Genomic DNA, 13,107 nt, shown 5'->3' with positions numbered 1-13,107 from the left:
TCCCCGAAAAAGAAACGTTCCCTGCATTCAAACTAGGCGTTTTCGCCCAGTTAGCCAGTTTCCCGGCCCCATAGAAAGCGCTCAGCGCTCTTCGAGCACCAGAATCAAGGCCTCTTCGGCCAACTGATCCAGGCTCAGGCTGCCGCCTTCGCGGAACCAGGTGGTGGTCCACGACAACGCCCCCGTGAGAAAACGTCGGGTTACGAACACGTCGCCGCGGATGAACCCGGCCGCCTTGGCTTCGCCCAGCACCTGCAGCCAGAGGGCCTCGTAGATGTCGCGCAGGGCCAGCACCCGGGCCTGGCCTTCGTCCGACAGCGAGCGCCATTCATAGACCAGCACCGCCATGGCCTCGCCGCTGCCGCCCATGATGGACTGGAGTTCGCAGCGGATCAGCGCCAGCACCCGCTCCCGCACGTTGCCGGCCTCGGCCAGCGAGGCGCGCATCAGGGCGGTGTTGTAGCGGATGGTCTCTTCCATCACCGCCCGCAGGATTTCGTCCTTGCTCTTGAAGTGATGGAAGATGCTGCCCGACTGGATGCCCACGGCGCCGGCCAGGTCGCGCACGGTGGTGCGTTCGTAGCCCTTGTTGCGAAACAGGTGGGCCGCCACTTGCAGCAGCTTGCCGCGGGCGCTGTCCGGATCGGTCAACTGGCCTGCCTCGACCAGTTCACGCATGACCCCCAGGGCTTTTTGCTCGTCCACCCGTTCTCTCCTACAGTCGATCAGTCTGCTGCGCCCGGAAACGCAGGGTTGCGCGGGCAATTTAAGCCGCCGGCCGCGCCCAAGCAAGCGCTTGGGCGGAAGATGATCCCGCTGTTTACAAACCAAGCGCTTGCTTGGTAGCCTCGACGCACTTCTGTCGCAGGTTCCTGAGTCGGAGACAACGATGCCAACCGTGCCCACCGCTATCCGCATCGGATGCGCCAGCGCCTTCTGGGGCGACACCTCGACCGCCGCCGAGCAACTGGTCAAGGGCGGACGCCTGGACTACCTGGTGTTCGATTACCTGGCCGAAATCACCATGTCCATCATGGCCGGCGCCCGCCTGAAAGACCCCCAGGCCGGATTCGCCGGCGACTTCATCGATATCCTCACCCCGCTCTTGCCGCAGTTGGCGCAGCAGCGCATCCGCGTCATCAGCAACGCCGGCGGGGTCAACCCCACCGCATGCGCCGCCGCGCTGCAGGCCGCCTGCGACCGGGCCGGCGTGAACCTGAAGATCGCCGTGCTGCTGGGCGATGACCTGCAACCGCAGTTCAAAGGGCTCGGCGCCCAAGGCATCACCGAGATGTTCAGCGGCGCCCCGCTGCCGCCCCTGTGCGTCTCGACCAATGCTTACCTCGGCGCGCCGGGCATCGTCGAGGCCCTGCGCCTGGGCGCCGACATCGTCATCACCGGACGGGTGGTCGACAGCGCCGTGGTCAGCGCGGCGCTGGTGCACGGGTTCGGCTGGTCGTGGCACGACTACGACCGGCTGGCCCAGGCCGCCCTCGCCGGGCACATCATCGAATGCGGCGCCCAGTGCACCGGCGGCAACTTCACCGACTGGCGCGAGGTGCCGGACTACGAGCACATCGGCTTTCCGATCGTCGAGGTCAGCGCCGACGGCCAGTTCACCGTCAGCAAGCCCGAAGGCTCGGGCGGGCTGGTGACGCCGCTGACCGTCGGCGAACAGATGCTGTACGAGATCGGCGATCCGCAGGCCTATCTGTTGCCCGATGTGATCTGCGACTTCACCCAGGTCAAACTCCAGCAACACGGCAAGAACGCCGTGCGGGTGCACGGCGCCAAGGGCCTGCCGCCCAGCGGCAAGTACAAGGTCAGCGCGACGTATCCGGACGGTTTCCGCTGCACCGCCAGTTGTCTGATCGCCGGCCTCGATGCGGTGGACAAGGCGCGGCGCGTCAGCCAGGCGATCATCGACAAGACCACGCAGATGCTGGAGCAGCGCGGCTGGGGCCCCTACAGCGAAGTCAACGTCGAACTGCTGGGCAGCGAAGCCACCTACGGCCCCCACGGCCGGCGCCGCGACAGCCGCGAAGTGGTGATCAAGCTCGCGGTGCGCCACCCGAACAAGCAGGCGCTGGTGCTGTTCTCCCGGGAAATCGCCCAGGCCGCCACCGGCATGGCGCCGGGGCTGACCGGTATCGTCGGCGGACGGCCGACGGTGTACCCACTGATCCGGTTGTTCTCGTTCCTGATCGACAAGGCCGCCTGCACCCTGCAGGTCGACATCGCCGGCGAACGCCATCTCTGCGCATTGCCTCCCCCGGCCACCTTCAGCAGCGATGACTTGCCCGTACCCCACGAACCGCCAAGGCCCCAGGGCCGCGCCGACGCCAGCGTGCCGCTGGTGAAACTGGCCGTGGCGCGCGCAGGCGACAAGGGCGACCACAGCAACATCGGCGTGATGCCGCGCCGTCCCGAATACCTGCCGTGGATCGCCGAAGCGCTGACCCCGGCAGTGGTGGTGGACTGGATGGGCCATGTCCTCGACCCGGTCCACGGGCGGGTCGCACGCTGGTACCTGCCCGGCACCCACAGCCTGAACTTTCTGCTGGAGAACGCCCTGGGCGGCGGTGGCGTGGCCAGCCTGCGGATCGACCCGCAAGGCAAGGCCTTCGCCCAGCAACTGCTGGAGATCCAGATCCCGGTGCCGCAAAGCATCGCCGAACAATTCGAATAAAGGATGGCGCCATGGCTTACCGATCGATATTCAACGCCGGGCTGTTCGACGGCCAGACGGTCATCGTCACCGGCGGCGGCAGCGGCATCGGCCGCTGCACGGCCCATGAGCTGGCCGCGCTCGGGGCCACGGTGCTGCTGGTCGGACGCAAGCCCGAAAAGCTGCAGAAGGTTGCCGCCGAAATCGCCGAGGACGGCGGCCGCGCGCACTGGAAAGCCTGCGACATCCGCGACGAAGAAGCCGTGAAGGCGACGGTCGGCGAAATCATCCGCGAGCATGGGCCGGTCCACGGCCTGGTCAACAACGCCGGCGGCCAGTACCCGTCGCCGCTGGCTTCGATCAGTCAGAAAGGCTTTGAGACCGTGCTGCGCACCAACCTGGTCGGCGGCTTCCTGATGGCCCGGGAAGTGTTCAACCAGTCGATGGGCAAACACGGCGGCAGCATCGTCAACATGCTCGCCGACATGTGGGGCGGCATGCCCGGCATGGGCCATTCCGGCGCTGCGCGTTCGGGCATGGAGAACTTCACCAAGACCGCCGCCTTCGAATGGGGCTGCGCCGGCGTGCGGGTCAACGCCGTGGCGCCGGGCTGGATCGCCTCCAGCGGCATGGACACCTATGAAGGTGCGTTCAAGGCCGTGATCCCGACCCTGCGCGAACACGTGCCGCTCAAACGCATCGGCACCGAATCCGAGGTCAGCGCCGCGATCGTGTTCCTGTTGAGCCCGGCCGCCGCGTTCATCAGCGGCAGCACCGTGCGCATCGACGGCGCCGCCAGCCTCGGCAACCGCGCCTGGCCGCTGCACAAGGCAAGCCACAGCGAACCGTTCAACGGCTTCCACCGCGCCTGCCTGCCCGACGTGCTCAAGGACAAGGAATAAGCCATGCCGTCCATTCAGTCCCTTCTCGACCCTCACAGCGAAGCCTTCGCCCGCAACCGCACCGCGATGCTGGCCGCCGTCGAGCACGTGCAGCAGCTCGAACGCAACCTGCTGGACAAGGCCGCCGAAGCCAAGCCGAAATTCGACAAGCGCGGCCAGTTGCTGCCCCGCGAACGCCTCAACCTGCTGCTCGACCCCGGCTCGCCCTTCCTCGAACTGGCCAGCCTGGCCGGCTACAAGCTGCATGACGACAAGGACGGCAGCGCCGCCGGCGGCGGCCTGATCGCCGGGATCGGCCAGGTGTCCGGCGTGCGGGTGCTGGTGGTGGCCAACAACAGCGCGATCAAGGGCGGCACCATCTCCCCTTCCGGCCTGAAGAAATCCCTGCGCCTGCAACAGATCGCCCAGGAAAACAAACTGCCGGTGATCACCCTCGCCGAAAGCGGCGGCGCCAACCTCAACTACGCGGCGGAGATTTTCGTCGAAGGCGCGCGCAGTTTCGCCAACCAGGCGCGGATGTCGGCCATGGGCCTGCCGCAGATCACCGTGGTGCACGGCTCGGCCACCGCCGGCGGCGCCTACCAGCCGGGGCTGTCGGATTACGTGGTGGTGGTGCGGGGCAAGGCCAAGCTGTTTCTCGCCGGCCCTCCGCTGCTCAAGGCCGCGACCGGCGAAGTGGCCACGGACGAGGAGCTGGGCGGCGCCGAAATGCACGCTCAGGTGGCGGGCACCGCCGAATACCTGGCCGAAAACGACGCCGACGGCATCCGTCAGGTGCGCGAGATCGTCAGCCTGCTGAACTGGAACGAACAGCTGCCGTGGCGGCCCGCGCCGCCGTACAAGGAACCGCTCTACCCCATCGACGAACTGCTCGGGCTGATCCCGGACGACCCGAAGAAGCCCTATGACGTACGCGAGATCATTGCGCGGATCGCCGACGAATCGCGTTTGCTCGAGTTCAAGGGCGAATTCGACCAACAGACGGTCTGCGGCCACCTGAAGATCCAGGGCCGGGCCTGCGGCTTCATCGGCAACAACGGCCCGATCACCCCCGACGGCGCGAGCAAGGCGGCGCAGTTCATTCAACTGTGCGACCAGAGCCGCACGCCGCTGCTGTTCCTCCACAACACCACCGGCTTCATGGTCGGCACCGAGTCGGAACAGCGCGGCGTGATCAAGCACGGCTCCAAGCTGATCCAGGCCGTGGCCAACGCGCGGGTGCCGAAGCTGACCCTCGTGGTCGGCGGCTCCTACGGCGCCGGCAACTATGCGATGTGCGGGCGCGGCCTCGACCCGCGCTTCATCTTCGCCTGGCCCAACAGCCGCACCGCGGTGATGGGCGGCGCCCAGGCCGGCAAGGTGCTGCGCATCGTCACCGAAGCCCGGCAGCTCAAGGACGGCCTGGAGCCCGACCCGAAAATGCTCGACATGCTCGAACAGGCCACCGCGCAGAAGCTCGACAGCCAGTCCACCGCCCTCTACGGCAGCGCCAACCTGTGGGACGACGGCCTGATCGACCCCCGCGACACCCGCATCCTGCTCGGCTACCTGCTGGACATCTGCCACGAGGCCGACATCCGCACGTTGCAGCCCAACAGCTTTGGCGTCAGCCGGTTCTGACCCCCAACGGATCCTGAGGAGAACAACAACAATGATCTTCACCCCGGAACACGAAGCCCTACGCCGCACCGTGCGCCAGTTCGTCGAACACGAGATCAACCCCCACGTCGAGGAATGGGAAAGGGCCGGACGCTTCCCGATCCACGAGATCTTCCGCAAGGCCGGCGAGCTGGGCCTGCTGGGCATCTCCAAGCCGGAGAAGTTCGGCGGCATGGGCCTGGACTACAGCTACTCGATCGTCGCCGCCGAAGAGTTCGGCACCATCCATTGCGGCGGCATCCCGATGTCCATCGGCGTGCAGACCGACATGTGCACCCCGGCCCTGGCCCGCTTCGGCTCCGATGAGCTGCGCGAACAGTTCCTGCGCCCGGCCATCAGCGGCGAACAGGTGGGCTGCATCGGCGTCTCGGAGGTCGGCGCCGGTTCCGATGTCGCCGGGCTCAAGACCACCGCCCGCAAGGACGGCGACGATTACGTGATCAACGGCAGCAAAATGTGGATCACCAACTCGCCGAGCGCCGACTTCATCTGCCTGCTGGCCAACACCTCGGACGACAAGCCCCACGTCAACAAATCCCTGATCATGGTGCCGATGGACACGCCCGGCATCAGCCTCAGCCCGCACCTGGACAAGCTCGGCATGCGCAGCTCGGAGACCGCCCAGGTGTTCTTCGACGACGTGCGCGTGCCGCAGCGCAACCGCATCGGCCACGAAGGCGCCGGGTTCATGATGCAGATGCTGCAGTTCCAGGAAGAACGGCTGTTCGGCGCGGCGAACATGATCAAGGGGCTGGAGTACTGCATCGACAGCACCATCGAGTACTGCAAGGAACGCAAGACCTTCGGCAACGCGCTGATCGACAACCAGGTGATCCACTTCCGCCTCGCTGAACTGCAGACCGAAATCGAATGCCTGCGGGCACTGGTCTACCAGGCCACCGAACAGTACGTCAAAGGCCAGGACGTCACCCGCCTGGCCTCGATGGCCAAGCTCAAGGCCGGGCGCCTCGGGCGCGAGGTCAGCGACGGCTGCCTGCAATACTGGGGCGGCATGGGCTACATGTGGGACAACCCGGTGGCCCGCGCCTACCGCGACGTGCGGCTGGTGTCCATCGGCGGCGGCGCCGACGAGATCATGCTGGGGATCATCTGCAAGCTGATGGGCATCCTGCCGGGGAAACGCCCATGAGCGCCCTGCCCGATTGCACGACGCTGTTGCTGGAGCCGCACAACGGCGTGCTGCACATCACCCTCAACCGCCCCGACAGCCGCAATGCCATGAGCCTGCAGATGGTCGCCGAACTGCGCGCCGCGCTGGCGGCGGTGCGGGACGACCGCAGCGTGCGGGCGATCGTGCTCAGCGGCGCCGGCGGCCATTTCTGCGCCGGCGGCGACATCAAGGACATGGCCAACGCCCGAGCACAAGGCGGCCCGGCCTACCGCGACCTGAACCGTGCGTTCGGCGCCCTGCTGCAAGAGGCGCAGCACGTACCGCAAGTGCTGATCACCGTGCTGCAAGGCGCCGTGCTGGGCGGCGGGTTCGGCCTGGCCTGCGTCAGCGACATCGCCATGGCCGACCATCAGGCCCGGTTCGGCCTGCCGGAAACCGGCCTCGGCCTGCTGCCGGCGCAGATCGCACCGTTCGTGGTGCAGCGCATCGGCCTCACCGAAGCCCGGCGCCTGGCCCTGACCGCCGCCCGCTTCGACGGCCACCAGGCCCGGCGCATGGGCCTGGTTCATTTTGTCGAGCAGGATCCGCAGGCCCTGGCCGAGCGCCTGGATGAAGTGCTCGAGCATGTGCTGTGCTGCGCCCCGGAAGCCAACGCCATGACCAAAAGACTATTGCTGGCCAGCGCCGGGCAACCTTGCGCCGAGCTGCTGGACGAAGCGGCGCAATGGTTCAGCGAGGCGGTGACCGGCGCCGAGGGCACCGAAGGCACGCTGGCCTTCGTGCAAAAGCGCAAGCCGAAGTGGGCCCCTTGAACCGCGCTCCCGCCGTGCCGACCTGCACCGCAACCCCATGTGGGAGCGAGCCTGCCCGCGATGAGGCCCGCCCATCCAACGCGACATTCCAGGGAAAACCGCCATGCCCGTCCTCCACAAGATCCTGATCGCCAACCGCGGCGAGATCGCCTGCCGGATCCAGCGCACTGCCCAGTCCCTCGGCTATCGCACGGTGGCGGTGTTCAGCGATGCCGACGCCGACGCCCTGCATGTGCAGATGGCCGACCAGGCCGTGCATATCGGTGCTGCGCCGGTGCAGCAGTCCTACCTGAACATCCCCGCGATCCTCGACGCGGCACGGCGCAGCGGCGCCGATGCGGTGCATCCCGGCTACGGCTTCCTCTCGGAGAACGCCGACTTCGCCCGGGCCTGCGAACAGGCCGGCCTGACCTTCATCGGCCCGGATGCCGACGCCATCGAGCTGATGGGCAGCAAGCGCCGCTCGAAAATCGCCATGCTCGCCGCCGGCGTCCCCTGCGTCGCCGGCTACCAAGGCGCGGAACAGGACGACGCGACGTTGCTGCGCGAAGCCGAGCGCATCGGCTATCCGCTGATGATCAAGGCCAGCGCCGGCGGCGGCGGACGCGGCATGCGCCTGGTGGAGGACGCGCAAGCGCTGCCCGCGCAACTGCGTACCGCCCGCTCCGAAGCGCTCAACGCCTTCGGCAGCGACGAGCTGATCCTGGAACAGGCGCTGGTGGAACCGCGCCACGTCGAGTTCCAGGTGTTCGGTGACCGCCACGGCCACCTGATCCACCTGGGGGAACGCGACTGCTCGGTCCAGCGCCGCCATCAGAAGGTCATCGAAGAAGCCCCTTGCCCGGTGATGACCCCGGCCCTGCGCGAAGCCATGGGCGCGGCGGCGATCAAGGCCGGGCGCGCCGTCAACTACGTGGGGGCCGGCACCGTGGAGTTTCTGCTCGACAATCAGGGACGCTTCTACTTTCTGGAGATGAACACCCGGCTGCAGGTCGAGCACCCGGTGACCGAACTCATCACCGGACAGGATCTGGTGGCCTGGCAACTGGCGGTCGCCGAGGGCCGGCCGCTGCCGCTGACCCAGGAGCAGGTGCGGCTCGACGGCCATGCGATGGAGGTGCGCCTGTATGCCGAAGACCCGGCACAGGGCTTTCTGCCGCAGACCGGACGCATCCTGGCCTGGGAGCCGGCGCTGGGGCACGGTGCGCGCATCGATCACGGCCTGACGGAAAACCGCTTCGTCAGCCCTTTCTACGACCCGATGCTCGGCAAACTGATCGCCCATGGCGCCACTCGGGAAGAGGCGCGGCGCAAACTTCTGCGGGCGGTGCAGGACAGCGTGCTGCTCGGCGTGCAAAGCAACCAGCGCCTGCTGGCCGGCCTGCTGCAGCACCCGCAGTTCATCGACGGCCGTTTCGACACCGGATTCATCCCCCGGCACTTCACCGATCACCCCTGCCTGCGGCCGCAGGCGCCAGGCGCCGAGGAACTGGCCATCGCCACCGTGCTGTTCCACCGGCGCAGCGCCCAGGCGCATCGCCCGGCACTGGCCGATTGGCGCAACAACGCGGGCGTGCCGGTCGGCTACCGGCTCGGCCTGGAGGAACAGACCTGGAACGTGCAACTGCTGGCCGGCCCCGGCGGCCGGTTTGAGGTCGAGACGCCCGGACGCCGCCTCGGGCTGGTGCTCGTCGAACAGGACGAACGCCACGTGACCCTGCAGATCGACGGCCTGCGCCAGCGCCATGCCTATCGCCTGGAGGACGACCGGCTCTGGCTGTTCGCCGACGGCGGCAGCCTGAGCCTTGCGGATCGAACTCATGCGGTGATCGACAGTCAGACCAGCGTCGGTTCCGGCACGCTGAAGGCGCCCATGGACGGCGCCATCGTCGACGTGCTCGTCAGCGAAGGCAGCCCGGTCAGCAAAGGGCAGCTGCTGGTGGTGCTGGAGGCGATGAAAATGGAGCACCCGCTCAAGGCCGGCATCGACGGCGTGCTCAAGCGGGTGCAGGTCAAGGTCGGCGATCAGGTGAAGAATCGTCAGGTTCTGCTGCAGGTCGAGTGAGTCGCCAGGCGCATCCGCAGGGTTTGGCTACGCTCTGAACTATCGGAACGTACACATCAGGAACCCTGCGATGCCCCATTGGCTGGTCATTGATCTGGAAGCCACCACCGACGAGGGTGGCTGGCCGGTTACGGAAATGGAGATCATCGAGATCGGCGCCACCCTGGTCGACCGCGCCGGCCGCGAGCGCGATCACTTCCAGCGCTTCGTCAAACCGCTGCGCCGGCCCTTGCTGACGCCGTTCTGCCGCGAACTCACCCACATCACCCAGGCCAACATCGATTCGGCGCAGACCTTGAGCGAGGTCTGGCCGGCCTTCGAACGCTGGCTCGGCCAGCACCGCACGCGCCTGGAAGGATGGGCCAGCTGGGGCGACTACGACCGCAAGCAGTTGCTCCAGGAATGGCAGCGCCTGCAGCTCGACAGCGCCCTGAGCCAGGTGCCGCACATGAACCTCAAGCAACGCTTCGCCAAGGCCCGGCGCCTGGAGCGGCCCCTGGGGCTCAACGGCGCCCTGCAACTGGCCGGCCTGCAGTTCAGCGGCCAGCAGCACCGGGCCCTGGAAGACGCCCGCAACACCGCCCGTTTGCTGCCGCTGGTGCTGCCGCTTTAGACAGATGACGGCGCCGGATGCCTTGTGCATACTGGCCGGCCCTTTTTGACCCTTTTCGAGGAATCGCCCATGTTCAAAGTCAACGAGTACTTCGACGGCACCGTCAAATCGATCGCGTTCGGCACCGCTGAAGGCCCCGCGACCATCGGCGTCATGGCTCCGGGCGAATACGAATTCGGCACGGCCCAGCGCGAAATCATGCACGTGGTGTCGGGTGCGCTGACCGTCAAGCTGCCGGACAGCAACGAGTGGGAAACCTTCGCCGCCGGCAGCCAGTTCAACGTACCGGCCAACAGCAAGTTCCAGCTGAAAGTGGCCGTCGACACCGCCTACCTGTGCGAATACCGCGGCTGATCCGACGGATCGCGCCACAAACAAAAATGCCCGTGTCCAAGGACACGGGCATTTTTGTTCAGGGATCGGTTACTCGAGGATTTCCACCGGCATGCCGACTTCCAACCGGCCGTTGCCGTCGTTCACCAGGTTCTGCCCGAACATCGCGCCGTCGGCCTGGGCACGGGTCTTCTGCAGGGTCGCCAGCGGTTCGCGGTCGGCGCTGCGCTCGCCGGTCTTGGGGTCGATCGTCGTCAGGATGCAGCGCGAGCAGGACTTGACCACGCGAAACTCCACCTCGCCGATGCGGATCCGCTTCCAGCCGTCCTCGGCATAGGCCTCGCTGCCCTCGATCACCAGGTTGGGCCGAAAGCGCAGCATTTCCAGCGGACGCCCGACCTCTTGCGACAGGTGCTGCAACGAGGCCTCACCGATCAGCAACAGCGGGAAACCGTCGGCGAACGCCACCTGGTCGTCATCCTTGCCGTAGCCGGCCTGGGTGATGCGGGCGCGGTCCAGGGGCACTTGCACCAGCCGCGTCGGTTTGCCGATGAAATCGCTGACCCAGCGGGCCGCCTCATCGCCGGCGTCCGGCACGCGCAAGGTGTCGCGCCAGATGGTCACGCCGCGCAGCTCGGCCGCATCGCCTGGCACGGCGACATCGATGGCTCCAAGGCCCGCAGCGCTGAGGGTCAGGCCACCTGCGGGATTCCACAGCGCCGACAGTTGGCTCATCTTCGCTTCGGCCCTCTGGGTGAGGAAACGTCCGCTGGGCTCGTCCACCAGCATCCAGCGTCGATCCCCTTCAAGCCCCAGCTTGTCCAGGCCGATCCCTTGCAGGATCTCGGCCTTGCCGGATTTCAACGGGTAACGGTAAAGCGCGCTCAGACGCAGCATGGCCAACTCCCTGGAGGGTAAAGAACGCCACCCTATACGAGCCGGCCGCTGAATCAAAGCCCCCATGCGGCGACGCAGAACCCGCCCGTGATCAGGCCTGCACTTCGTCGAGCATCAGCCGTTGGCGCACCACGTCGACCAGCTTGTCCGGCTGGAACTTGGAGAGGAAGTTGTCGCAGCCCACCTTCTTCACCATCGAATCGTTGAAGCTGCCGGACAGCGAGGTGTGCAGCACCACATACAGGCCACGCAGGCGCGGGTCGTTGCGGATTTCGGTGGTCAGGCGGTAGCCGTCCATCTCCGGCATTTCCGCGTCGGTGAAGACCATCAGCAGTTTGTCGGTCATGTTCGCGCCGCTGTCGGCCCAGGACTTGAGCAGGTTCAGGGCCTTGAGGCCGTCGCTGGCGATGTGCATCTTCACGCCCAGCTGGCCGAGGGTGTCGCGCAACTGCGACAGGGCGACGTTGGAGTCGTCCACCAGCAGCACTTCGCGACCCCGTGCACGCTCCAGCACCGGATCGTCGAGCTTGTCCCGCGACACTTTGGCGTTGTACGGCACGATTTCGGCCAGCACCTTTTCGACGTCGATGATTTCCACCAACTGATCGTCGACCTTGCTGATCGCGGTCAGGTAGTGTTGGCGGCCGGCGCTGGTCGGCGGCGGCAGGATGGCTTCCCAGTTCATGTTGACGATGCGGTCTACGCCGCCCACCAGGAACGCCTGCACCGAACGGTTGTATTCGGTGACGATGATGGTGCTGTTCGGGCCCGGCACCAGCGGGCGCATGCCGATGGCCTGGGACAGGTCGATCACCGGCAGGGTCTGGCCGCGCAGGTTGACCACGCCGCAGACGAACGGGTGACGCTGGGGCATCAGGGTCAGCTTGGGCAGTTGCAGGACTTCCTGCACCTTGAATACGTTGATCGCGAACAATTGGCGCCCGGCCAGCCGAAACATGAGAATTTCCAGGCGATTCTCACCCACCAGTTGCGTGCGTTGGTCTACCGTGTCGAGAATGCCGGCCATCAATGACTCCTGGGCTTGTTCTGATGAATTCACTACTAAAAGGGGTTATCGGCTGCATGGGCCGGATCTTGATCCCACGCCGCAAGACTGCAAAATGCCACGTCAAAGCATTGATGTCACATTAACATCATGGTTTACTGGCCCCGAGTTTTCATCTGCTGAAGTCCCACCGGCGCGACCTCGTTTTTCGTGCCAGGTTCCCGTGCCTAAGGGAATCCCCTAGTAACAATCAGGCCCAACCTGATGTTCGCAGTATCCAATAGCCATTAATGTGACGCCATTCTCATTGCATGAACGGAGTCAGGCTTTTGTGTGCGATCGCAGGTCAGTGGTTCACCACCCTCCCAAAATCCCCAGCCCCTACCCAGGCGCACCGGGGTGCGGCCTCACGACGGTCCATGATCGGCGGCACACACGACATTCGCTCATCAGACATGACGTTGCGGAGATAAGCATGCCGATCGACCGTAAAGAGTGGGCGCAGCGGTTCCCCGAATTTCTTGTCGAGGCCGAAACGCTCCTGGCCAAGTCCGAAGAATGCCTCAGCCATCTGCAACTGATCAGCAACGACCGGGACGCCATCGACTGCATGCTCCGCACGCTCCTCAAGCTGGCGCACAAGGCCAACGACCTGGCGCTCAAGGCGATCTCCGAGTTTTCGCTGACCCTTCACCGGCTGCTCAACCAGACGCTGGAACAGGTCAACCTGCACGCCGAGGCGCTGGGCGCCCTGCAAGACTGCTTCACCCTGATGGCCTGGCAACTGGAGCTGGTCGATCAGCACACCGGCCAACTGGGCCTCGATGAAAGCGAACAGACGTCGCTGATCGAAGCCTTCGCGTTTCAAGTCGGCCAGCCGTGCTTTCAGTCGCCCCTCGGCGCCAAGCCGATGACCCTTGTCGGTTACCCGGAGCGACAGGCCCTCATCGGCCGCTGACCCTGACGTGCAGGCGCACGCCGCCCGCCTGACGTGCCCATGCGCAGGTCGCATTCAGACCA

Annotated in this window: 12 protein-coding genes; 9 read left to right on the top strand and 3 right to left on the bottom strand. The window is 66.1% G+C overall.

Features of this window, described 5'->3' with window-relative positions:
• Positions 1–81 precede the first annotated feature (81 nt).
• Entirely contained in the window at positions 82–705 is a 624-nt protein-coding gene (locus KVG96_RS05875) for a TetR/AcrR family transcriptional regulator (RefSeq protein ID WP_217891189.1), read from the bottom strand.
• Positions 706–889: 184 nt separating this feature from the next.
• On the opposite strand from KVG96_RS05875, the gene KVG96_RS05870 reads away from it, so the two are divergent.
• The 8 genes from KVG96_RS05870 (at position 890) to ppnP (ending at position 10,205) form a co-directional block, all read left to right on the top strand.
• The gene (locus tag KVG96_RS05870) at positions 890–2,689 is read left to right on the top strand and encodes an acyclic terpene utilization AtuA family protein (protein WP_225927217.1); all 1,800 of its coding nucleotides are present in this window, start codon (positions 890–892) and stop codon (positions 2,687–2,689) included.
• A gap of 11 nt (positions 2,690–2,700) precedes the next feature.
• Entirely contained in the window at positions 2,701–3,570 is an 870-nt protein-coding gene (locus tag KVG96_RS05865) for an SDR family oxidoreductase (RefSeq protein WP_217891188.1), read from the top strand.
• A gap of 3 nt (positions 3,571–3,573) precedes the next feature.
• Complete coding sequence (atuC, locus tag KVG96_RS05860) at positions 3,574–5,190, top strand: geranyl-CoA carboxylase subunit beta (RefSeq protein WP_217891187.1); 1,617 nt, start codon at positions 3,574–3,576, stop codon at positions 5,188–5,190.
• 31 nt (positions 5,191–5,221) lie between these two features.
• Entirely contained in the window at positions 5,222–6,379 is a 1,158-nt protein-coding gene (gene atuD, locus KVG96_RS05855) for a citronellyl-CoA dehydrogenase (protein ID WP_217891186.1), read from the top strand.
• Positions 6,376–7,173, top strand: a complete 798-nt coding sequence (locus KVG96_RS05850) for an enoyl-CoA hydratase/isomerase family protein (RefSeq protein ID WP_217891185.1) — start codon at positions 6,376–6,378, stop codon at positions 7,171–7,173. The genes atuD and KVG96_RS05850 overlap by 4 nt, the downstream gene beginning before the upstream one ends.
• A 103-nt stretch (positions 7,174–7,276) precedes the next feature.
• A complete protein-coding gene (locus KVG96_RS05845) occupies positions 7,277–9,238 on the top strand; it encodes an acetyl/propionyl/methylcrotonyl-CoA carboxylase subunit alpha (RefSeq protein WP_217891184.1) in 1,962 nt (653 codons plus the stop codon).
• Between the two features lie 70 nt (positions 9,239–9,308).
• On the top strand, positions 9,309–9,851 hold the full coding sequence (locus KVG96_RS05840) for a 3'-5' exonuclease (protein ID WP_085577936.1): 543 nt from the start codon (positions 9,309–9,311) through the stop codon (positions 9,849–9,851).
• Positions 9,852–9,920: 69 nt separating this feature from the next.
• Positions 9,921–10,205 carry a pyrimidine/purine nucleoside phosphorylase gene (gene ppnP / locus KVG96_RS05835; RefSeq protein WP_085577937.1) on the top strand — a complete coding sequence of 95 codons (285 nt, stop codon included), beginning with the start codon at positions 9,921–9,923 and terminating at the stop codon, positions 10,203–10,205.
• A gap of 69 nt (positions 10,206–10,274) precedes the next feature.
• On the opposite strand, the gene KVG96_RS05830 is transcribed toward ppnP, so the two are convergent.
• Together KVG96_RS05830 and KVG96_RS05825 are read right to left on the bottom strand one after the other, a co-directional pair.
• Positions 10,275–11,081 carry an MOSC domain-containing protein gene (locus tag KVG96_RS05830; protein WP_217891183.1) on the bottom strand — a complete coding sequence of 269 codons (807 nt, stop codon included), beginning with the start codon at positions 11,079–11,081 and terminating at the stop codon, positions 10,275–10,277.
• Positions 11,082–11,172: 91 nt separating this feature from the next.
• The gene (locus tag KVG96_RS05825) at positions 11,173–12,108 is read right to left on the bottom strand and encodes a chemotaxis protein CheV (protein WP_217891182.1); all 936 of its coding nucleotides are present in this window, start codon (positions 12,106–12,108) and stop codon (positions 11,173–11,175) included.
• A gap of 454 nt (positions 12,109–12,562) precedes the next feature.
• On the opposite strand from KVG96_RS05825, the gene KVG96_RS05820 reads away from it, so the two are divergent.
• Positions 12,563–13,045, top strand: coding sequence for a hypothetical protein (locus KVG96_RS05820; protein WP_217891181.1), 483 nt, complete (start codon positions 12,563–12,565; stop codon positions 13,043–13,045).
• Positions 13,046–13,107: the final 62 nt, after the last annotated feature.

The organism is Pseudomonas ekonensis, assembly GCF_019145435.1.
Classification (GTDB): Bacteria; Pseudomonadota; Gammaproteobacteria; order Pseudomonadales; family Pseudomonadaceae; genus Aquipseudomonas; species Aquipseudomonas ekonensis.
This window is presented reverse-complemented; position numbering and strand designations above follow the sequence as displayed.